The organism is Geomobilimonas luticola, assembly GCF_018476905.1.
GTDB lineage: Bacteria > Desulfobacterota > Desulfuromonadia > Geobacterales > Geobacteraceae > Geomobilimonas > Geomobilimonas luticola.
The window spans coordinates 745,086-767,242 of sequence record NZ_JAHCVK010000001.1; the positions used below are offsets into that span (position 1 = coordinate 745,086).

The window sequence follows — 22,157 nt, forward strand, 5'->3', positions numbered from 1 at the left end:
ACGGAGTTTATTATGTGCGGAATCGTCGGCTATATAGGGGAGCAGGAAGCGGCCCCCATCATACTGGATGGTCTGAAAAAGCTTGAGTACCGGGGGTACGACTCGGCGGGGATAAGTGTACTCACCGCCGGCCGGGCCGATACCCGGCGCAGCGAGGGAAAGCTTGTCAACCTGGAGCGGCTGGTGATGGCGAAACCCCTGGCCGGTTCCATCGGTATCGGCCATACCCGCTGGGCCACCCACGGCCGCCCCTCCGAGGTCAACGCCCATCCCCACCAGGCCGGTTCCGTCATCGTCGTCCACAACGGCATCATCGAGAACTATCTGCAGCTGAAGGAGATGCTCAAGGGGCTCGGCCATGACTTCCTGAGCGAGACCGATACCGAGGTGATCTCCCACCTCATCGAAGAACGCCTGAAGGAGAGCGGCGACTTCGAAACGGCTGCCCGCCGGGCCCTCCAGGAACTCAGGGGTGCCTACGCGGTCTGCATCCTCTGCGAAAAGGAGCCGGAGACACTCATCGCGGCCAAGCAGGGCTCCCCCATGGTGGTCGGCCTCGGGGAGGGCGAGTTCTTCGTCGCCTCGGACATCCCGGCCATCCTTGCCCACACCCGGGAGATGATCTTCATGGAGGACGGCGAAATGGCCCTCTTCCGCGACGGCATCCCGGCCTTTTCCTCCGTGGCTGGAGAACCGCTCGTCAAGAAGCCGCGTCACATCGACTGGTCCCCCCTCATGGCGGAGAAAGGGGGCTACAAGCACTTCATGCTCAAGGAGATCTTCGAGCAGCCCCGGGCGGTGCAGGATACCATAACAGGCCGGCTCCTCGGGGAAGAGGGGGACGTGCTGCTGGAGGAGATGAAGCTTTCCGCCGCCGAACTGAAGGAGGTCGCCAGGGTCTGCATCGTCGCCTGCGGCACCTCGTGGCATTCGGCCCTGGTCGGCAAATTCATGATTGAGGAGCACTGCCGCATCCCCGTGGAAGTGGATATCGCTTCGGAATTCCGCTACCGCAAGCCGGTCGTCGACGGGAAGACCCTCCTTCTCGTCATCTCCCAGTCGGGGGAGACCGCCGATACCCTGGCGGCACTCCGGGAGGCCAGGAACCTGGGGGCGAAGACCGCCGCCATCTGCAACGTGGTCGATTCCTCCATCGCCCGCGAGGCCCACGGCGTCCTCTATACCCACGCCGGGCCGGAGATCGGCGTGGCATCGACCAAGGCGTTCGTCACCCAGCTCGTCGCCCTCTACCTGTTCACCATAAAATTCGGGCGTTCCATCGGCCGGATCGACAAGGCCAAGGGGCAGTCGATGATCGACTCGCTAGTCAAGGTTCCCGGCCTGCTGGAAAAATCGCTGGAACTGAACCCGGAGGTGGAAAAGGTCGCCAAGCGCTACATGAACGCCCGGGATTTCCTCTATCTTGGTCGGGGCAACAACTATCCCATCGCCCTGGAAGGGGCGCTCAAACTCAAGGAGATTTCCTACATCCATGCCGAGGGATACCCCGCCGGGGAGATGAAGCACGGACCCATCGCCCTCATCGACGAGGAGATGCCGGTGGTGATCCTGGTTCCGAAGAACAGCACCTACGAAAAGGTGGCCTCCAACATGGAGGAGGTCATCGCCCGGGGGGGGCGGGTGATCGCCATCTGCTCCCAGGATGACGTGGAGATCAGGGCGAAGGCCGAAGAGGTCCTGGAAGTCCCCTCTGCCGGCGAGGACCTGACCCCCATCCTCCTGTCGGTTCCGCTCCAGCTCCTGGCCTACCACGTGGCCGTCCTCAAGGGGACCGACGTGGATCAGCCGCGCAACCTGGCTAAATCGGTTACCGTGGAGTAAGTTCGTAGGACGTATAGAGGGAATTGTAGGTCGAAAATAAAGTTGGAAACTGAAATGGCTGCCAGATCGCTGGCAGCCATTCCTGTTTCTGTACAGTTGTCTACTTCGCAGCGGACATCAGACGGAGTTTCGTGATGTCCCGTAGCGGCGGAGCACCGAATTCTCCTTTTCCGCTGCTATGCCGCTACGCTCTCCGCCCCGGCCAGCCGCCGACCCAGTTCAAAGGCGCGTTGGCACTCCAGGGGCAACGCCTCCGTACGGCGTTTAGCTTTGTGAATCGGATCGAAGCTTTCGATCATCACCTTCGAGTAATCATCCACCTGGCAGGTGTCAAAAGCGCACAGCGACTCGGCAGGGCCAAGGAGCAGCTGCGCATAGCGCTCATTGGTGTTGAAGATCTGTTCGTATCCGTATTCCCTGCTCAATTTTTCCGGGACATTCATAGTGTAGATGAAACCGGTCTTGATCTGCTTCGAGAGCAGGGTGCCATACGGTACCGTATAGGTAAGGTATTGAAACAGCAGTCGTTCGAGAAAGCTGCGCGTCTCGCCGGTGACCGTGCCGAAGTAGATCGGTGAACCGATGACGAGGGCATCGGCGGCGGCGATCTTTTCCAGCACCGGCGCCAGGTCGTCGCGTAGGACGCATTTCCCGTAGCTTTTACCCCCGCGGGTCTTGCAGGCGAAGCAGCTTATACACCCCTTAAAGTCCAGATCGTAAAGATGAACCAGTTCCGTAGTGGCCCCTTGTGCAGCGGCGCCCTCCAGCGCCTTGGCCACCAACGTAGCCGTGTTCCATTGTTTCCGCGGACTGCCATTGATTCCGATGACGTTCATGTGTGTTGCTCCTTTCGTGACGGTTGACACGTCCCCTTATTGATTACCTTATTCACATCCCCGCCACTGCGACCTCTCGCCTGCTTTGTCCTCTCGGGGAACGACTCGCACAAAAAGGATTCCCCAACGCACAATCAGGCAATAATGCAACAGGATCAGTCTATCAGATTTAGCGCTTTCTGGAGTACCGTAAAATAAATCTGAGAAGTGCCACCAAAATAGAACTTCTGTGATCAGGGCAACGGAAACGTACCCGCTGCCTGGGTGAGCAGGTAATATTCGTCCAGTTCCTGGATGAGAAAGTCGACAAAGGCACGGTTTGCCCGGGAAAGATACGAATTTTTCTTCCACGCAATGTGAAGATCCATGAAAAGTGGCGGATCACATGATAGGGCGGCTACTTCGGCATCACGTGCAACCACCATCTTGAGGAAAAACGCCAGCCCCAGCTTCTCTTTGACCAGGCTCCGGATGAGGGAGAACAGGTTCGATTCCGCCACCACCGCCGGAGTAATCCCTTCCCTGGCACAGAGCTCGTCAATCAACTCGCGCAGGTGATATCCCTCCTTGTAGTGAATCAGCGGTTCTCCAAGCAGTTCTCGCAGTCCAACCTTTTTTCGCCCGGCAAAGGGATGCCCCGGGTACACGCAGGCAACGATCTCCTCCCGTAACAGGTGATGGGAGTCCAGCCCCTCCGGCACTTCTCCGGCGATAACGCCGATATCCAGCTCACCGGACCCGATGCTGCGCTGGATGCTCCAGGCACTGTCTCCGGAGATGGAAATCCTGAGGCCCGGATGGCTCAGCTTGAATGAAGAGATTATCCTGGGGAAGAAAAAACTGCTCAGCATCGGGGTGAGACCAACCCGCACCTCTCCCTTGAGCAGACCACGGAGATCGGCAATCTCCCGTTTCGCGTTGCTGACCCCCTGCAGTATGGCATGGGCATGGAGCAAGAGCGCTTCACCTTCGGCAGTTAGAGAAATCTGTCTGCCCCTTCGGTTGAACAGCAGCACATTCAACTCTTCCTCCAGCTTTTTGATGGCTATGCTGAGGGCCGGTTGCGCTATATGCAGTCGCTCCGCAGCCTTGGTAAAACTTTCGGATGCCGCCACACCCAGGAAGAATTTCAACTGTCGCACATCCATTGATTCGGCCCCCGCAATGTTATTCGAAATTTATATGACGTTGATAAAAACAATATATTTTTCTTATATACATGCAGTCCGTATACTTGGCAATGACTTCCGGTGAGAGGGGAATGTATGGCTATCTATCTGGACTGCAATGCGACAGCGCCGGTGGAACCGTCGGTTGCATCGGTGGTGGTGCGGTTTCTGGAAAAGGATTACGGCAATGCTGCGAGCCCGATCCATGACTACGGCGTGTTTGCACTTGCAGCGGTGGAACATGCCCGGGGGCAGGTTGCCGAGGTGGTCAGTGCGCGCCGCGACGAAGTGGTTTTCACCAGCGGCGCCACGGAGAGCAACAACCTGGCGATACTCGGTCTTGCCGAGGCGGGAATCCGGAGTGGACGCCGCCATCTGATTACCACGGCCATCGAACACAAGGCGGTGCTCGAACCGTGTGACGAGATGGCCCGGCTGGGCTTCGAGGTGGAAATTCTGCCGGTACAGGAAGATGGCCGCTTCGATCCGCAGCGATTGGCGGAGGCGCTTCGTCCCGACACGCTTCTTGTTTCAACCATGCAGGTCAACAACGAGACCGGCGTACGCCAGCCGCTGACGGAGGTGGCGGCTATGTTGTCGAACCGTGACATCTGGTGGCATGTCGATGCCGCCCAGGGATTCGGCAAGGAGTTGGAGCAACTCCGGCACCCGCGTATCGACCTCATCTCCATGAGCGGTCACAAGATATACGGCCCCAAGGGTGTCGGCGCCCTCATTGCCCGCAAGCAGAACCGTCAGTTTCCCCCGCTGCGCCCTCTCATGTTCGGCGGCGGGCAGGAACAGGGACTGCGTCCCGGCACTCTGCCCGTTCCTCTCATTGCCGGTCTCGGCGAGGCGGCAAAGCTTGCCGTGCGAAACAGCGGCGAGCGGATCGGGCACTGCCGGGCATTCCGCGAAAAGGCCCTGGCAGCGTTCTCGGCGCTTGGGGCGGAGCAGAACGGCGCTGAAGAGCATACGCTGCCCCATGTACTCAATATTTCGCTGCCGGGGATCAATTCGGAGAGGGCAATCAAAGCTCTCAAGAACACAATAGCCGTATCCAGCACCTCGGCATGCACTTCACACACCCGTACGCCAAGCCATGTCCTGACTGCAATGGGGCTGCCGTCCGAAAAGGTGGAACAATCGATTCGCCTGTCATGGTGCCACATGACTCCGGAAGTGGACTGGCATGAAGTGGAATCTATTCTCCGTGCGCTGCGCGGATAAGGAAGGCGGTGCGAAATGAACGATCTGTTCAGTGAACTGGAAGAGGCTGCCATTGAGCAGTATGACCACTCCGATCTGCCGAAATGGCTTGCCGATCCCGTACTCGTGGTGGCGAGAAACCCCGAGGCCTATCGGGGGAAGGAGTATCTGGTCGAGATACTCTTGGCCCAGGTCCGGGAGTACGACGTCTACGCCGAAGCGGGCTGCTGCAAATGGGCGTACGACCATGAAGATATCAAGCGGACACTGCGCTGGCTGGAGGAAGAGCGATGACCGCATTCGAAAAACTGCGATCAGTTACGGTAACGGCCCAGAACGAACAGGAACTGCCGGATTTTCTGGCGGAGCGTATCTTCCGGATCATTGAAAACCGGGACAGATTCCATGCCAGGGAAGCCGAGATAGACGACCTGGCGGAAAAGGTGGCGAACTACGATACCTACGGCCAGACCGGTTACCTCGGCATGGGGGTCAATAATGTCATCCTGGAAAAGACCGTGAATCGTCTGGAGGAAGTACTACGCTGTTGACTGCTGCGGATAACGTTATTTCCAGGCACCCGGCAGCGCTGCTACCGTGCGATATGAGGGGGAAGAATCCCGGGCATGGGAACACCGGTGAGCCGAACGAAGAGAATATTGGGTTTGACAACGGAAAGAATTGATACAAAGATAAAGGCGAGATGCTTTCTACCTCCAACCTTACTATTGAGTGGGTCAAGCCGGACATTGCCGCCGAACGGTGGGAGTTTACCAGTCACCCCGACAAGCAGGGCTTCTACCTGCGCCACGACATTGGCTGGGACCAGATTGTGGCCGGTTTCGATGCCGGGCGGCTGGTGGCCTATCCCCGCGCCGAGATGGTCAACGGGGTGCCGGTAGGGCTCTCCTACAGCAGCTATGACGACTATGCCCGCTACCTGGCCAAAGCCAAACGGGGCTACCGCAGAAACTATTCCCTGATGGAGGAGTCGCTGCAGCGCCGCGGAACGCTGACACTTCCGGCGCCGATCATCCTGCAGTGCGGCGATGAAGCGCTGCTCTTCTCCGGCTACCGCCGACTCTGCCTGGCCTGGAACTACGGGATGGTCCCCTTCGTCTGGCTGCTGCCCGCAGGAAAATAAAAAAAGGCTCCAGGCCATCGGCAGACAGTCTGGGGCCTTTTCTTGTAACGCAGCGGATCAAAGGGTGAAATAGAACGTCGCCCCTTCCCCCTTTGCCCCTTCCGCCCAGACCCGCCCCCCATGGCGCCGGATGATCCGTTCCACCGTGGCCAGGCCGATGCCGTGCCCTTCGTACTCTTCCGTGCCGGGCAGCCGCTGGAACGGCGCGAACAGGTTGTCCGCTTCGCTCATGTCGAAGCCGGCGCCGTTGTCGCGGACGAAATATGTCCGCTTCCCTTCGATTTCGGTAACGCCGAATTCGATGCGCGCCTCTTCCCGCTTGCCCGTATACTTCCAGGCGTTCCCCAGCAGGTTCTCCAGCACTACCCGCACGAGCTTCGCGTCGCCGTTCGCCACGACCCCGTCCGCGATGGTCAACTCCACCCGGTGATCGGGCTCCCGCTGGAGATATTCGTAGGCAATTCCCATCGCCAGCTCGCTCAGGTCGATCTCCTCCCGCGTTATCTCGCTCCGGGTCAGCCGGGAAAAATTCAGCAGGGTATCGATGAGCCGGTTCATTCTCATGGATTGGTCGTGGATCCCCTGGAGAAATCCCCGGCACTGTTCGTCGAGCCTGTCGGCACACAGCTCCTGCATGATCTGGCAGTAACCGTTTATGTTGGACAACGGGCGGCGGAGGTCGTGGGAGGCGGTGTAGTTGAAGGCCTCCAGCCCCTGGTTGGCGTCTTCCAGTTCGGCGGCCCGCGCGGCGAGGTGGGTGTTGAGCTCTTCGATCTTCTCTTCCGCCCGTTTATGATCGGTTATGTCGATACCAACCCCGATGAGGTAGGTTTTCCCGTCCGCGGTCATGGGGGAGCCGGTGCAGTAGAAGGGGACTTTTTTCCCCTGCCGGTCGAGGAGCAGCAGTTCGGCGTCGGCATCCCGGTGCATCGTGAAGACTTCCCGGAGCTTCGAGTCGAGCAGCGCATGATGCTCTTCCGCTACGACTGCAGCCGGGTCCAGGGCTGCCATCTCGTCATCCGACCGTCCGGAAAATTCGGCGAATCTCCGGTTCCAGCGGGCCATCCGTCTCTGCTCGTCAAACACGTAAAAGATGCCGGGCATGCTGTTGATGACCGTGTCGACAAAGTCCTTCTCCCGGTGCAGCGCCGCTTCCGACCGTCTGCTCTCCGTAAGGTCCTTGGTGAGTGCGAGGAGGCACTTTTCACCCCCCAACTCGATGACCTCCGCCGATACCAGCCCTTCGATGGTCGAGCCCGCCTTGTCCCTGAAACGGACCTCGATGTCGCGAACGCGTTCGTGGTTCTCCAGTGCCTCGACCATCCTGGCCCGGTCGGTCGGGTCTTCCCAGATGCCGAGTTCCCTGGTGGTGCGACCGATAACTTCCTCGCGCCGGTATTTGAACGTCCTTTCGAACGCCCCATTGACCTCGATATATCTGCCGTCTACCAGGCTGCTGATGGTAAGGAGGCTAGGGGTCGCCTCGAAGGCTTTGGCGAATTTGCGCTCCGATTGCCGGAAGGTCTCTTCGCTGGTGCGCAGACGTGCCTCACAGGCCTCCAGTTCCTTGGTCCGCTGTTCCAGCAGTGCCTTCATGTCGTCGGAGCTTTCAGGCATGGAGTGGTCTCCCTTTCCGGCATCGGTGTGTCGATGACGTGGCTGGCTGAACATAGCACAGGTTGCACAGGCTGACAACCGGTTGGAGAAGAGTGGGGAGGCTGAGTGCTGCGGTGTGTGCGGCACATTCCCCTTACCGGCCGGAACTCCCGGTAAGGCGGAAAGAGATGGGGACCTCGAACGAGACGTCGGGGCAATCCCCCTCATGGGGAGGGGGTGGAAACCTGCCGACGTTGTTCACCGCCCGCAGGCCTGCCTTGTCGAGCGTGCCGTACCCGGAAGACGATACCACGTCGACCGATTTGACGGTACCGTCGCACGCCATGGTGCAGCGTACGTTGCAGGTCCCCTGCTGTCCCGCCTTGCGGGCAAAGAGCGGATACTCCTTGTTCCGGTCGATGAGGGAAGCGATCAGCGTCCGGTAGGCCGCCCTTGCTTTGGCCAGCTTGTCGGTATCGCCCGCCTTCACGGGAGCCAGGTGGGGTACAGGCGGTGCAACGGGGGGTAGCGCCGCGGGTTTTCGTTCGGCAGGGGGGCCTGCCGGAAGATTCATCTCTCCCCTTGGCGTTGAATGCCCGGCGTTCTCTCCGATGGCGGCGGCAGGGACGGGTGGGGCGGCGGGCACCGGCGGGACGGAGTTCTGACGGCTGGCCACCGGTGGTGACGGCGCCCGGGTTCTCGCCGGCGGAGTAGGGGTGGCGATTCTCGCCGCAGGGGGAGCGATTGCAACTGTCTTCGTTTCGTGGGGTTGCGGCAGTGTCAGATCGACCATGAACAGCCGGGGAGGGGCATTCGTCGGGGGCTTGTTGTCGTGCGCAAGTAGCGTAAAAACCGTAATATGGAGCAGGAGCGAGGCAACAAAGACCTTCCCGAACAGGCGGTCGTAATGGGCCTGCCGGTGTCCCGGATATTCCTCAGCGTTGATTTCGAGTGCCTGGGTTGCCATAAGTCCTTCGTGGGATCCCGGTGGGTTGGGCCCACCGGCTGAACGGGCCGGGACACAGGTCCCGGCCCGCGCAAGAAAGCATCTGCTTCAGAACGTGTACTGTGCCGTTATGTAGTAGTTGCGACCGTTTTCCGGAACCTTGGCTCCGCTGGCGAAGGGGTCGCGCTGGTACGAGAGGTAGTTGTAGTACTGCTTGTCGAGAAGATTGTTGACCCCGGCAAAGACAGACAGTGCTTTGAACCTGAATCCTCCCTTGAGGTCAGTGGTGGCGTAGCCGGCGGTGGGTTGCTCCTTGAGGTTAAGGTCGACCCGCTCCTGGCGGGATGAGAGGTTTTCCGCGACTTCCGCGAAGAATGCGTTGTTGTCGTAGCGTACCCCGATGGTTCCCCGCAGCGGCGGAATTTCGGAAAGGGGGGCGTGGGTATCGTCGTTATCCCCCCAGGTGTAGGAGAGGGAGCCCTTCAGGAAAAAGTCGCGGGGGAGTACTACCTGGGAACCCACCTCGTAACCCCACATGGTCGCGTCGACGTTCCGGTAGCTCTTGAGCGTGGGACTCGCCTGGTAATAGTTCACGTAATCGGACAGGTCGCTGTAGAAGAACGAGCCGGTGATGAAGAAGGTTTCGGTATGGTATTTGAGGCCGAGATCGACCTGATGGTTGACGGTCACCTTGAGATCGGCGTTTCCCCGCTGACCGGGATTGAGCACTCCCGGCATCACGATGGCCGGCAGGTCGATGTACAGTTCCTGGGGATCGGGGGTCCGGGAGCCCCTGCCGAACCCGACGTAGGTTTCCACCCCCTTCAGCGGGGTATAGGTGAGCTGCACGTTAGCGTTCACCGTCCTGAAATCCGTGCTGTCGTTCTGGGGGGTCACATACACGTTGGAAGCGTCGGCCTCTGCCCAGGCCAGGTCGCCGCGGACCCCGGCGGTCAGCTTCACCCTTTCGCCGAGGGGGACCGTGTACTCGCCGAACAGGCCGAGGTTGTCGATGGAAACGTCGGGAATCATGCGTACCGGGAGATAGTTCATGTACATCTTCCGGACGTTCGTCGCGTTCCAGTTCCGGTTGTAGTAGTCGATGCCGGTCCTGAGGTCTCCCGGCCCCACGGCCAGCGTGCCGTTGATCTTGGCGCCGTACACCATGGTGTCGGCATTGGTCTGCATGGAGTAGTCCTGCGGCAGGCCGAGGGAACTCACCCGGTACTTGTCGCTCATCAGGTGCGTGATGTGGTTCCAGTACCCCTGGAGCCTGATTTCCTTCAGCAGCGGTGAGATCCTGGCTGCCGTATAGCTCCAGTTCACCCGGTTGGTCGTGTCGGCAGTGCCGTCCATGAGGAGATAGGGATACAGGACGTGCAGCGCCTCCTGGAGAGAATAGCCGACTTCCATCCGGGAGTTTTCGTTCGGGTTGAACCCGAGCCGGGTCCAGGCGGAATTGATGGAATAGGCGGCGGAGTCCATGTCGGTGTCGCGATAGCGGTTCTTGCTGGTGGCAGGATAGATGTCGGTTATGAGTTTTCCGTCGCCGGATGTGGGAACGCGGGAAAATTTGTAGGCGTAGCCGAGAAGCCCGTCAAACTTCTCGCCGCCGTAGGACCCGACTGCGGAGGCATTGACGCTGTCATAGGAGCCGCCGGTGGCGGAAATGTCGGCGTCGAAGCCTTTCTTCGGCTTCTTGCTCCGCGCCTCCACCACTCCCCCCAGTCCGCCCGGATTGGCGAGGTCGTAGGGCCCCTTGATCACCTTGATCTGCTCCACTTCGGCAAAGTCGTAGTGGAAGGAGGGTGGGTCCATCCGTGAGGGGCAGGCTCCGTGGATCCGCTCCCCGTCGAGAAAAACGTTGATGTTGTCCTTCTGGAAGCCGCGGATCACCACATCGTTGGCGATGGCCCCCTTGTGGACGATGGAGACACCCTCAACCGCCTTCAGCGCCTCGCCGATATCGCGGGCCGGACTCTCCCGCACTTCCCGGATGGTCAGGCTTTCTTCCCGGGGGGATTCCTTCTCCCCCCGTACCACGATTTCGTCGAGCATGAGATTGTTGCTATTGTCAGCCCCGAAGGCCGGGACTCCTGTCATCAGGCCGGCGAGCAGCAGGCCGGCAAGAAGTTGACGTGATTTCATGGTATCTCCTCAAATGGTCAGTATTCATGGTGAGTTATGTTGCATTCCCTGCATCGTCGTATCTCCATCTCACAGAAATGGTGCGTGCAGGCAGCCGTTGCAGGAAAACGAGAGCTGTGCCACTGCCGCCTGCCGTTTGCTGGCCAGGGCATCCGTGGCGGGATGCACCTCGCCTGTTCCACATGACCGGGTTTCCGGAAGCGTGAATGATGCGGGGAGACAGGCAATTGTCAGGAGGGGATGACGAGTTTTGGAGGGGGGTCGGGGGGGGCGCCGTGACGGTCCGTCTGGCGACGTTGCTCATGGGGGGTGATGCGTTCCTCGTTGACGACGGGGAGTCCATCGCTGAAATGAAACGGCAACTGCTCGAATCGTTCCGTACCTGAAAAAAGGGGTGATTGCCGGTCGCCGCACGGGCAGGCGCAGGTCAGCACGGGTGTGGTGTCGCGCTCCTTTTTCTTGCAGCAGTCGGGCACCTGCTCCTGTTCCTGTTTTCGCTCGTCCTGCAGCTTCTTCTGCCAGCAACAGCAGGTGCGGCTGGCGCTCCTCTCGGGAGAGCAGTCGCAGACGGAGCAATCTCCCGCGCATTCACCCGTAATGGCATGGGCGATGGCCGTCGACGGGAGGACAAATGGCTCCAGGGGGCTCAGGGCGATCAGCGTATAGACCACTGCAAGGACCAGAGCCTTTATGTGCCGTGAGGGACGTTTCATGGGTTGTTACCATAATCTATGTGCTGGACGGTAAGTTAGATGCAAGGATACACCATATTTTCAAAAATCAAACCATTGACCGGCAGGGGAGTACGATTTCCGTTCGCCGGCCGGAAGATGGTCTGCTCCGGAAACCGAGCCGTCGTAAAAAACCAGTGCCCGAAGCGTAGGTTCCCGGGCAGAATTTTGCCTTGCCTTGCCGTCGCAAAAATCTTACAGTGGTCTCCCTCTGCAGGTTTTTCAGTCCATGCATCGACACCATCCCCGAAGGACGTCCCATGAAGCTTCTCCACAATCTCAACCCTCCCCAGAAGGAGGCGGTCCTCCACGGCGAGGGGCCGCTCCTGATCCTGGCGGGGGCCGGTTCCGGCAAGACCCGGGTGATCGTCCACCGGATCGTCCACCTGGTCACCGAGCGGGGCGTCCCCCCCTGGCAGATCCTGGCGGTCACCTTCACCAACAAGGCAGCGGGGGAGATGCGGGAGCGGGTGGAGCGGCTCCTCGGGGGGGGGGAACTCCCCCTCATCTCCACCTTCCACTCCGCCTGCGCCCGGATCCTGCGGCGGGAGATCCACCATCTCGGCTACGACAGCAGCTTCGCCATCTACGACGACAAGGACAGCGAGAAGCTCCTCAAGGAAATTGTCACCCAGATGGGGCTCGATGAAAAGCGGTTCTCAGTGAAGTCACTCTCAGCGGCTATCGACGACTGCAAGAATGCGGGGCAGTCGCCCGAGGAGCTTCCCGCCGGCGACTTCTACGTGGAGAAGCTGGCGAGGGTCTACGCCGCCTACCAGGAACGGCTCCGGAAGTGCAATGCCCTCGACTTCGGCGACCTGGTGCTCCTGACCGTGCGCCTCTTCGAGGAGCACCCTGAGGTGCTGGATCGTTACCGGGAGCGGTATCGCTGGATCCTGGTGGACGAGTATCAAGACACCAATCCGGTCCAGTACCGGCTCGTGCGCCTTCTGGCCGGTGAGCGGCGAAACCTCTGCGTGGTAGGGGACGACGACCAGTCCATCTACCGCTGGCGGGGGGCCGACATCCGGAACATTCTCGATTTCGAAAAAGATTTTCCCGGCGTGAAGGTGGTGAAACTGGAGCAGAACTACCGTTCCACCCGGACCATCCTCGCCGCCGCCGGCAAGGTGGTGGCCCGGAACCGGGGGCGCAAGCCCAAGACCCTCTGGACCGATAACCCGGAGGGGGAGCGGATCGTCTACCGCCGGCTGGAGGACGAACGGGGGGAGGCGCGCTTCGTCTGCCGGGAGATCGAGCGGTACGTGCGCCAGGGGGGCGACCTGCGGGGGGTGGCGGTCTTCTACCGGACCAACGCCCAGTCCCGGGTGGTGGAGGACGCCATGGTGGCCGACGGCATCCCCTATCACATGGTGGGGGGGATGCGTTTCTACGAGCGGCTGGAGATCAAGGACATCCTCGCCTACCTGAAGGTGCTCGTCAACCCTGCCGACGAGATCGCCCTGAAACGTATCATCAACACCCCGGCGCGGGGTATCGGCGCTGTCACCGTGGACAAGATTGCGGAGATGGCCTCCCGCCGGGGGCTCATCTTTTTCGATGCCCTCCAGGAAGCGGCCACGGGGGGGCTTCTTGCCAGCGGCCCCCGGGGGAAGATCGCCGGCTTCGTCCAGTTACTGGAGCGGTTCCAGGGGCTGGTCGCCACCCTCTCCCTGGCCGACCTGGCGGCGCGGGTCATCCAGGATACGGGGTACGCCGCCCGCCTCCAGGAGGAGCGAAGCGACGAGGCGGAGGACCGGCTCGCCAACCTCCAGGAACTGGTCTCCGCCCTGACGGAGTTCGAGCGGACGAGCGAGGAGAAAACCCTTCCGGCGTTCCTGGAGCAGGTGGCCCTCATCTCCGACCTGGAGCGGGGGGAGAAGGGGCAGGAGTCGGCGACCCTCATGACCCTCCATTCGGCCAAGGGGCTGGAGTTTCCCCTGGTCTTCATCATCGGCATGGAGGAGCGGCTCTTCCCCCACGTCCGGGCTCTGGACGACCCGGAACAGATGGAGGAGGAACGTCGTCTCTGCTACGTGGGAATGACCCGGGCCCGGGAACGGCTTTTCCTCTCCAACGCCCGCCGGCGGCGGATCTTCGGCCAGGAGCAGTACAATCCCCCCTCCCGGTTCCTGGACGATATCCCGCGGGAGCTTTTGGAGCTGGAAGAGGAGTATCAGCCTCGGCTGGGACTCGGGACCGGGGACCGGGGATCGGGAAACTACGCAAAGCAGGGTCTTGCGAGCAGGGAACCGGCAGGACACAACCTGGCGGCGGTGTTCGAGGCGGAGATGGAGCCGGAATTTGACAACGAGGTGCGGATGGTACCCGACGACGAGCCTGAGGAAGGGGTCTGGCTCGGGATGAAGGTGCGCCACGGCAAGTTCGGGGTCGGCGTCATCCGGAAGATCGAGGGGCGGGGTGACGAGCAGAAGGTGATCGTCTGGTTCAACTCCGTCGGTCCGAAAAAGCTCCTTGTCCGCTTTGCAGGACTCGAAAGGGTTTGAAGGCAGGCGCGGGGCGCTGGGCTATGGGCAATGGGGAAACCTCCATGCATTCAAGCCTATTGCCCCTTGCCTCTCGCCCATCGCCCATTGCCTAAAAATTCCTTTCATGCTAAAAATACACTCTTCTGTAACGACTTTTATTCCCCTTGGAGACCCCCATGAAAATAACCCGCGCCGACGTGGAGCATGTGGCGAAACTCGCCCGCCTGGAGCTGACTGATGAGGAAGCGGCCACCTTCACCGGCCAGATGGACGCCATCCTTGCCTACGTGGACAAACTGAACGAGCTGGACACTTCCGCCATCGTCCCGACGGCCCATGCCGTCCCGATGGAGAACGCCTTCCGGGATGACGTGGCAACCGACTCCATCGGCATCGACAACGCCCTGGCCAATGCGCCGTCGCGAGTGGAAGGGTTCTTCCGGGTACCGAAGGTCATCGAATAATTCGGGAATTAAACGCAGAAGGACGAGGAGAAAAACGGATCAACGCAGTTCTTCGGTTATGGAGACTTAACCGTGTTCATCCAAAAAATCCGCGTCAGTCAGCGTTGAATGGCATTTGATTCTATGTGGAGAAAACGATGGAACTTTATGAACTGACCATACACGAATTGCACGACAGGCTGAAACGGAAGGAGGTCTCCTCCGTGGAGGCTACGCGGGCGCTCCTTGCCCGGATCGAGGCGACCGACCCCAAGGTCAACGCCTTCATTACCGTGACGGCCGACGAGGCGCTGACGGCCGCCCAGGAGGCGGACAAGCGGATCGCCGCCGGGGAGATGGACGTTCTCACCGGCATCCCCGTGGCCCTCAAGGACATTTTCCTCACCAGGGGGGTGCGAACCACCTGCGGCTCGAAGATCCTCGCCGGATTCGTTCCCCCCTACGACGCCACGAGCTGGGAAAGGCTCCGGGAGAGGGGGGCGGTGCTCGTCGGGAAACTGAACCAGGACGAGTTCGCCATGGGCTCCTCCTGCGAGTCCAGCGCCTTCGGCTCCACGAAGAACCCGTGGGACCTGGCCTGCATCCCCGGCGGCTCCTCCGGCGGTTCCGCCGCGGCCATCGCCGCCCGGCAGGCGACGGCGACACTGGGGACCGACACGGGGGGCTCCATCCGCCAGCCCGCCTCCCACTGCGGCTGCGTGGGGCTCAAGCCGACCTACGGCCGGGTCTCCCGCTATGGGGTCATCGCCTACGCCTCGTCCCTGGACCAGGTGGGGCCGGTGACCCGGGACGTGCGGGATGCCGCCATTATGCTCGGCGCCGTGGCGGGTCACGACCCGAAGGACTCCACGAGCGTGGACCGGCCGGTCCCCGACTACACCAGATCCCTCGTCCCGGACGTGAAGGGTCTCAAGGTGGGGCTTCCCCGGGAATACCACATCCCCGGGCTCGACCCCGACGTAAAGCAGGCCATGGACGCCGCCATCGCGACCTACCGGCAGCTGGGGGCCGAGTTCGTGGACATCTCCCTTCCCCACACCGACTACGCCGTGGCGACCTACTACCTCATCGCCACCGCCGAGGCGAGCTCCAACCTGGCTCGCTACGACGGGGTCCGCTTCGGCCACCGGTCGGCGGAAGCGGGGGGGCTTGTGGACATGTACAACAAGAGCCGGGCCGAGGGATTCGGCGCCGAGGTGAAGCGGCGGATCATGCTCGGCACCTACGCCCTCTCCTCCGGTTACTACGACGCCTATTACCTGAAGGCCCAGAAGGTCCGCACCCTCATCATGCACGACTTCCTCAAGGCGTTCGAGACGGTGGACGTCATCCTCACCCCCGTGGCGCCGACCCCCCCCTTCCGGATCGGCGAGAAGGTGAACGATCCGCTCCAGATGTACCTTTCGGACATCTTCACCATCCCGGTCAACCTGGCCGGTACCTGCGCCGTCTCCGTCCCGACGGGGCTGAGCCAGTCCGGGCTCCCCATCGGCCTCCAGCTCATCGGCCGCCCCTTCGGCGAGGAGAGCATCATCAAGGCGGCCTACGCCTTCGAACAGGCGACGGAGTGGCATAAGAAGAAGGCTGATATCTGAGAATTAAACGCGGACAGACGCGGATTTTTCCGGAGTTACGCAGCAAGCCCGGTTTGTTGTCAGATCCGCGCAAATCCGTCTTGTTCCGTGTCCATCCGTGTTGAATCGAATTTTGGAGATTAATGCATGAACTACCAAGCCGTCATCGGTCTCGAAGTCCACGTCCAGCTTCTCACCAACAGCAAGATATTCTGCGGCTGCTCGACCAAGTTCGGCGCCGCTCCCAACTCCCAGACCTGCCCGGTCTGCCTGGGGCTCCCCGGCGCTCTGCCGGTGCTGAACAAGAAGGTGGTTGAGTACGCCATCCGGGCGGGACTTGCCACGAACCACACCATCGCGCCCCGGAGTGTTTTCGCCCGGAAGAACTATTTCTACCCGGATCTTCCCAAGGGGTACCAGATAAGCCAGTACGAGCTTCCCATCTGCATAAACGGCCACCTGGACATCGAGGTGGAGGGGGAGGCGAAGCGGATAGGCATCACGCGGATCCACATGGAGGAGGACGCGGGGAAGCTGGTCCATGCCGACGTCCCCGGCGTGGGTGACGATTCCTGCGTCGACCTGAACCGGGCCTGCACCCCTCTTCTGGAGGTGGTCTCCGAGCCTGACCTCCGGAGCGCCGACGAGGCGGTGGCCTACCTGAAGAAGCTCCACCAGATCGTGGTCTACCTCGGGATCTGCGACGGGAACATGGAGGAGGGGAGTTTCCGCTGCGACGCCAACGTCTCCGTGATGCCGGTGGGGTCCGCTACCTTCGGGACCCGGGCGGAGATCAAGAACGTCAACTCCTTCCGGTTCGTGAAGCAGGCGATCGAATACGAGATCGAACGGCAGATCGAGCTGATCGAGGAGGGGGGGAAGGTGGTGCAGGAGACCCGGCTGTTCGACCCGAACAGCGGCACAACCCGCTCCATGCGGGGGAAGGAAGAGGCCCACGACTACCGCTACTTCCCCGACCCGGACCTGGTGCCGCTCGTTATCTCCGACGACTGGGTGGAGGATGTGCGCCTCTCCCTTCCCGAGCTCCCCGCAGCACGCCTTGCGCGCTACCAGGCGGAGCTGGGCCTCCCCTTCTACGATGCGGAGGTCCTGACCGCCAGCCGGGAGCTGGCCGACTACTTCGAGGCGTGCCTCAACCGCTACCCCCAGGCGAAGCCGGTGGCCAACTGGGTGATGGGGGAGGTGACCCGCGGGCTGAACGACAGCGGGCTCGCCATTACGGCCTGTCCGGTGTCGCCGGAGCTGCTGGCGGAGCTCCTGAAACTCATCGACGCGGGGACCATCTCCAATAAAATCGCCAAGACCGTCTTCGACGAGATGTGGCAGAGCGGCAAGGCGCCAGCGGCCATCGTGGAGGAGAAGGGGCTCGTCCAGGTCTCGGATACGGGGGAGATCGAAAAGATCATCGACGAGATCCTCGCCGCCAATCAGGGGCAGGTGGAGGAGTTCCGCGGCGGCAAGGAGAAGGTGTTCGGCTTCTTCGTCGGCCAGGTGATGCGGGCCTCCAAGGGGAAGGCGAACCCGGCGGTGGTGAACGACCTGCTGCTGAAGAAGCTCAAAGGTTGATGTAACACCTTACCACAGAGGCACAGAGACACGGAGAAAACCTATTTAGCTGCGAAGTAATGGGCACAAAACAAATAAGTCCTTGGATTTGTTTTTGTAGCCTGCTGTGTGGTTAACTGTTTCTCCGATGTGTGCTTTTCTTCTGTGGCTCTGTGACTCTGTGGTGAAAAGAGGTTTCCATGTCCTTCAGAACGATCGAATGGCGCGACGACAAGGTGGTGATGATCGACCAAACCCGGCTCCCCGGCGAAGAGGTGTACATCGAGTACAGCGACTTCAAGAGTGTGGCGGAGGCGATCCGGGGGATGGTGATCCGCGGCGCTCCCGCCATCGGGGTGGCGGCGGCCATGGGGGTCGCCCTCGGGAGCAGGGAGATCATCGCCGATACCCACGAATCATTCTACCAGCAGCTCAGCAACGTCTGCGACATCCTGGCCCGTACCCGCCCGACGGCGGTCAACCTGTTCTGGGCCATCGAGCGGATGAAGCGGGTCGCCGAGGCCCATCGGGACAAGGACCTGAACAGCATCCGCGCCTTCCTCAAGGCAGAGGCGATCAGCATCGAGCAGGAGGACCTGCAGATCTGCCGGGCAATCGGCAGGAACGGCGCTGCTCTCATCAAGGAGGGTGCCACCATCCTTACCCACTGCAACGCCGGCGGTCTGGCCACGGCCGGTTACGGCACGGCACTCGGGGTGATACGTGCCGCCCACGAGGCGGGGAAGAACATCCAGGTCTTTGCCGACGAGACCCGCCCCTGGCTCCAGGGGGCGCGATTGACCGCATGGGAGCTGATGAAGGACCACATCCCGGTGACCCTCATCTCCGACAACATGGCCGGTTTCTTCATGAAAAAGGGGGAGATCTCCTGCTGCGTGGTGGGGGCGGACCGGATCGCCGCCAACGGCGACACCGCCAACAAGATCGGCACCTACAGCGTGGCGGTGCTGGCCAGGGAGAACGGCATCCCCTTCTACGTGGCCGCCCCCATCTCCACCCTCGACCTATCCCTTGAAAACGGCGAGGCAATCCCCATCGAGGAGCGGCACTCCCGGGAGGTGACTCATCTCCAGGGGCTCCCCGTGGCGCCTGAGGGGATACGGGTTCGCAACCCCGCCTTCGACGTCACTCCCGCCAAATACATCACCGGCATCATCACCGAAAAAGGGGTGGTGCGGGGTGACTACGAGCGGGTACTGAAGCGGCTGGTGGGTCAATGACCCGGAGCGCCGAATTCGCCGCGGCGCTGGAGCATTCCCTGACGGGAGAGCCGGCGGCGGAAAAGGACCGGCACCTCAGTACCTTCCTTGAACGCCACGGATTCGCCTACGGCGCCCGGTCGGCCACCAATCTGCGCCTGCTGGCCGATGTCCTCCCCCTCGACACCCTGAAGTCCATTGCCATCGCTGCGCTTGGCACGGCACTCCCCGATATGGCCCTCAACGGCCTGGAACGGATCAGCACCGTCGTCTCCCGCGACGAACTCCTTGCCGTCTGCGGCAGGAAGCAGCGGCTGGCTCAATTGATAACCCTCTGCGGCGCCTCCCCCTTCCTCACCAACATCATCGTGCGCGATCCCTTCTATTTCCGCCAGCTCTTCCATGAGCGGCAGATCGATCTCTGTCGCACCGAGGAGGAGACCCTTGTGGTCCTGCGGGGACTGGCAGGGGAAACGGACGACTATCCCGCCATTTTCAGGATCCTGCGCCGCTTCAAATTCGCCGAGATCCTCCGGATCGCCGCCCGGGACCTGAACGGCCTTGCTCCCCTCGAAGAGGTGACCGGTGAACTCTCCTCCCTGGCCGCCGCCTCACTCCAGGTGGCGTACGAGGTTGCCCGGCGCCGGCTCGTCGCCGAGCATGGCGTGCCGCTCATGCAGACCCCCCAGGGGGAGCGGGAGGCGGACCTGACCGTCATCGGCATGGGGAAATTCGGCGGTCGCGAGCTCAACTTCTCCTCGGACATCGACATCATCTATTTCTACTCCTCCGATCAGGGAGAGACGGCCGGCGTTCCCGACGGCCAGGGGGGGGTGAAGGGGAAAATCTCCCTCCACGCCTTCTTTGTCAAACTGGGGGAGATGATCTCCAAGGCGGTTTCCCAGGTAACGGAGGACGGCTTCGTGTTCCGCGTGGACATGGGGCTGCGCCCGGAGGGGAAGAGCGGCGACATGGCCTGTTCGCAACGCTCCGCCGAGGTGTACTACGAATCGTGGGGGCAGTCGTGGGAACGGGCCGCCATGCTCAAGGCGCGGCCGGTTGCCGGCTCCATTCCCCTGGGGGAGCAGCTGCTGGCGGCTATCGAGCCCTTTGTCTACCGCAAGTACCTGGATTACAACCTGGTGGAAGACATGATGGGGATGAAGAAGAAGATCGACGCGTCCCTTGCCCGCTCCCAGGAGGGGGAGTACAACATCAAGCTCGGCCGGGGCGGCATCCGGGAGATCGAGTTCTTCATCCAGGCCCTCCAGCTGGTCTATGCCGGCAAGAACCCGGCACTGCGCCAGAAGAACTCACTCCAGGCTCTGGCCGCCCTTCTCGAGGCACGCATCATCAAGGAGGACGACTACAGCGCCCTTCGCGACGCGTACCGTTTCCTCCGCACCGTCGAGCACCGGATCCAGGTGGTGCAGGAACGCCAGACCCATTCGCTTCCCCACAAAGAGGAGGAGATGAGGGCGCTCGCCCGCCGTTGCGGGTATCTGCGCGCCAACGGCCTGGAGAAGTTCCGGCAGGACCTGGAAGTGCATCGCACTGCTGTTTCCGTCATCTACGGCGGGCTCTTCCTCTCCCGGGATGAAAAACTGCGGGAAGAGGTGAATCCTGACATCTATTTTTTCCTCGACCGCAAAGCCGATCCGGACCTGATCAAGGACATGCTGGCGGAACGACGCTTCGAAAGGGTGGATGCCGCCTACGACCATCTGCTCCTCCTGCGGGACGGCCCTCCCCGGGCCAATCTCACCGAGCGGGCACGGCGGCTCCTGGAGAAGATCGCCCCGCTGCTGCTCCAGGAGATATTCGCCTCCCCCGACCCGGACATGGCACTGACCAACCTGGAACGCTTTCTCTGCGCCATCGGTTCCCGCTCCTCTTTCTATGCCCTCCTTGCGGAGAACCGGGAGATCCTCAAGCTGCTGGTTTCCCTGTTCGGGATGTCGGAATTTCTCTCCAAGATATTCTTCGGCCACCCTGAACTGCTTGACAGCATGGTGTCCCGCACCTATGCCACCTTCATCAAAGAGCGGGAGGAGATGGAGGCTGAGCTTGCAGGGCTTCTCGACCTGGCGGAAGACTTCGAGGAGCGGCTCGACGTGCTGCGCCGTTACCGCCATGAGGAGTTCCTCCGGATCGGGATGAACGACACCTACGGCAAGCTCGGCCAGACCGAGATCGCCACCCAGCTCACCAACCTGGCGGATATCTGCCTGGCGGCCGCCCACCGGATGGCGCAACGGGAGCTGGCCCGGTTCGGCCGGCCCACCTGGACCGGCGCCGACGGGGTGGCTCGGGAAGCGGATTTCGCGGTGATCGGCATGGGAAAGATGGGGGGGTACGAGCTCAACTATCACTCCGACCTGGACATCATCTACATCTACGATCACCAGGGGGTGACCGACGGCGAGAAGCAGCTGACCAACCACGAGTACTTCGCCAAGCTGGCCCAGAAGATCATCTCTATCCTCACCACCCAGACCAGGGAGGGATACGTCTACAAGATCGACACCCGCCTCCGTCCGTCGGGAAACGCCGGCCCGCTGGTCACCTCCCTGGAGTCATTCCGGAACTACCACCGGGAGGAGTCCCAGCTCTGGGAGCGCCAATCCCTCACCAAGGCGCGGGTGGTGCTGGGGGGGGAACTGCTGAGGGGGAGCATCGAGGAGATTATCCGGCAGACGGTGTACGGCGTCTGCGTGACCGATGATGCCCGCCGGGAGATCCACCGTCTCCGGATGCGGATGGAGAACGAGATCGCCCGGGAGAGCGAGGGGAGCTACAATATCAAGACCGGCCGGGGGGGGATGGTGGATGTGGAGTTCATCGTCCAGTACCTGCAGCTGCGGCATGGTTGCGACCATGTCGGTATCCGGAGTTTCAGCACCCTCACGGCCCTGAAGGGGATGAAGGGGGACGGCCTGGTCGGCGAGGAGGACTTTGCCGTGCTTTCCCACGGCTACAAGTTCCTGCGGCGGCTGGAGAACCGCCTGCGGATCCTCCACGACCACTCCATGAACGACCTGGGGGGGCCGCGGGAGTACCTGGACAAGCTGGCCCGGCGCCTCGGTTACGATCCGAAGCTGAAGCATCCGGGGGATGTGCTCATGCGGGACTACGAAGAGGTGACGGAGCAGGTGCGGCGGGTGTACGACAGGATTCTTGGCGAGGAGTGAAGGGTGAGGCGCGAGGTGAAGTCAGGGCGTCT

The 22,157-nt window shown here is 61.5% G+C and carries 18 protein-coding genes; 11 read left to right on the forward strand and 7 right to left on the reverse strand.

Annotated features, from left to right (window positions below; all coding sequences use genetic code 11):
- The first annotated feature begins 12 nt into the window (after window positions 1-12).
- Window positions 13-1,842 carry a glutamine--fructose-6-phosphate transaminase (isomerizing) gene (glmS, locus tag KI810_RS03500; protein ID WP_214174073.1) on the forward strand — a complete coding sequence of 610 codons (1,830 nt, stop codon included), beginning with the start codon at window positions 13-15 and terminating at the stop codon, window positions 1,840-1,842.
- Window positions 1,843-2,018: 176 nt separating this feature from the next.
- On the opposite strand, the gene KI810_RS03505 is transcribed toward glmS, so the two are convergent.
- Together KI810_RS03505 and KI810_RS03510 are read right to left on the reverse strand one after the other, a co-directional pair.
- The gene (locus KI810_RS03505; protein WP_214174074.1) at window positions 2,019-2,678 is read right to left on the reverse strand and encodes a flavodoxin family protein; all 660 of its coding nucleotides are present in this window, start codon (window positions 2,676-2,678) and stop codon (window positions 2,019-2,021) included.
- A 233-nt stretch (window positions 2,679-2,911) separates the two neighbouring features.
- Window positions 2,912-3,826 (reverse strand): LysR family transcriptional regulator, encoded by a 915-nt coding sequence (locus KI810_RS03510; RefSeq protein WP_214174075.1) that lies wholly within the window; start codon window positions 3,824-3,826, stop codon window positions 2,912-2,914.
- Window positions 3,827-3,943: 117 nt separating this feature from the next.
- Between KI810_RS03510 and KI810_RS03515 the strand changes: the two genes are divergently transcribed.
- The 4 genes from KI810_RS03515 (at window position 3,944) to KI810_RS03530 (ending at window position 6,200) form a co-directional block, all read left to right on the forward strand.
- Window positions 3,944-5,077 carry a cysteine desulfurase family protein gene (locus tag KI810_RS03515; protein WP_214174076.1) on the forward strand — a complete coding sequence of 378 codons (1,134 nt, stop codon included), beginning with the start codon at window positions 3,944-3,946 and terminating at the stop codon, window positions 5,075-5,077.
- Between the two features lie 15 nt (window positions 5,078-5,092).
- A complete protein-coding gene (locus KI810_RS03520) occupies window positions 5,093-5,350 on the forward strand; it encodes a GSU3529 family protein (RefSeq protein ID WP_214174077.1) in 258 nt (85 codons plus the stop codon).
- A complete protein-coding gene (locus tag KI810_RS03525) occupies window positions 5,347-5,607 on the forward strand; it encodes a GSU3529 family protein (protein WP_214174078.1) in 261 nt (86 codons plus the stop codon). Before KI810_RS03520 ends, KI810_RS03525 begins: the two co-directional genes overlap by 4 nt.
- 152 nt (window positions 5,608-5,759) lie before the next feature.
- Complete coding sequence (locus KI810_RS03530; protein ID WP_214174079.1) at window positions 5,760-6,200, forward strand: hypothetical protein; 441 nt, start codon at window positions 5,760-5,762, stop codon at window positions 6,198-6,200.
- 57 nt (window positions 6,201-6,257) lie between these two features.
- Here KI810_RS03530 and KI810_RS03535 read toward each other — a convergent pair whose 3' ends face one another.
- The 5 genes from KI810_RS03535 to KI810_RS03555 form a co-directional block, all read right to left on the reverse strand.
- Complete coding sequence (locus KI810_RS03535; RefSeq protein WP_214174080.1) at window positions 6,258-7,817, reverse strand: sensor histidine kinase; 1,560 nt, start codon at window positions 7,815-7,817, stop codon at window positions 6,258-6,260.
- A gap of 133 nt (window positions 7,818-7,950) precedes the next feature.
- Window positions 7,951-8,763 (reverse strand): energy transducer TonB, encoded by an 813-nt coding sequence (locus KI810_RS03540; RefSeq protein ID WP_214174081.1) that lies wholly within the window; start codon window positions 8,761-8,763, stop codon window positions 7,951-7,953.
- A gap of 87 nt (window positions 8,764-8,850) precedes the next feature.
- Window positions 8,851-10,890, reverse strand: coding sequence for a TonB-dependent receptor domain-containing protein (locus KI810_RS03545; RefSeq protein WP_246525132.1), 2,040 nt, complete (start codon window positions 10,888-10,890; stop codon window positions 8,851-8,853).
- A gap of 230 nt (window positions 10,891-11,120) precedes the next feature.
- Window positions 11,121-11,603 (reverse strand): hypothetical protein, encoded by a 483-nt coding sequence (locus KI810_RS03550; RefSeq protein WP_214174082.1) that lies wholly within the window; start codon window positions 11,601-11,603, stop codon window positions 11,121-11,123.
- Window positions 11,604-11,638: 35 nt separating this feature from the next.
- The gene (locus KI810_RS03555; protein WP_214174083.1) at window positions 11,639-11,896 is read right to left on the reverse strand and encodes a hypothetical protein; all 258 of its coding nucleotides are present in this window, start codon (window positions 11,894-11,896) and stop codon (window positions 11,639-11,641) included.
- Here KI810_RS03555 and KI810_RS03560 point away from each other — a divergent pair.
- From KI810_RS03560 to glnE, 6 genes are all read left to right on the forward strand, one after another.
- A complete protein-coding gene (locus tag KI810_RS03560) occupies window positions 11,882-14,128 on the forward strand; it encodes an ATP-dependent helicase (protein WP_214174084.1) in 2,247 nt (748 codons plus the stop codon). The genes KI810_RS03555 and KI810_RS03560 overlap by 15 nt on opposite strands.
- Before the next feature lie 158 nt (window positions 14,129-14,286).
- A complete protein-coding gene (gene gatC, locus KI810_RS03565) occupies window positions 14,287-14,574 on the forward strand; it encodes an Asp-tRNA(Asn)/Glu-tRNA(Gln) amidotransferase subunit GatC (protein WP_214174085.1) in 288 nt (95 codons plus the stop codon).
- 137 nt (window positions 14,575-14,711) lie between these two features.
- Window positions 14,712-16,169 carry an Asp-tRNA(Asn)/Glu-tRNA(Gln) amidotransferase subunit GatA gene (gene gatA, locus KI810_RS03570; RefSeq protein ID WP_214174086.1) on the forward strand — a complete coding sequence of 486 codons (1,458 nt, stop codon included), beginning with the start codon at window positions 14,712-14,714 and terminating at the stop codon, window positions 16,167-16,169.
- A gap of 126 nt (window positions 16,170-16,295) precedes the next feature.
- Entirely contained in the window at window positions 16,296-17,735 is a 1,440-nt protein-coding gene (gene gatB / locus KI810_RS03575; protein WP_214174087.1) for an Asp-tRNA(Asn)/Glu-tRNA(Gln) amidotransferase subunit GatB, read from the forward strand.
- A gap of 179 nt (window positions 17,736-17,914) precedes the next feature.
- On the forward strand, window positions 17,915-18,955 hold the full coding sequence (mtnA, locus tag KI810_RS03580; protein WP_214174088.1) for an S-methyl-5-thioribose-1-phosphate isomerase: 1,041 nt from the start codon (window positions 17,915-17,917) through the stop codon (window positions 18,953-18,955).
- A complete protein-coding gene (gene glnE, locus KI810_RS03585; RefSeq protein WP_214174089.1) occupies window positions 18,952-22,125 on the forward strand; it encodes a bifunctional [glutamate--ammonia ligase]-adenylyl-L-tyrosine phosphorylase/[glutamate--ammonia-ligase] adenylyltransferase in 3,174 nt (1,057 codons plus the stop codon). The genes mtnA and glnE overlap by 4 nt, the downstream gene beginning before the upstream one ends.
- Window positions 22,126-22,157 lie beyond the last annotated feature (32 nt).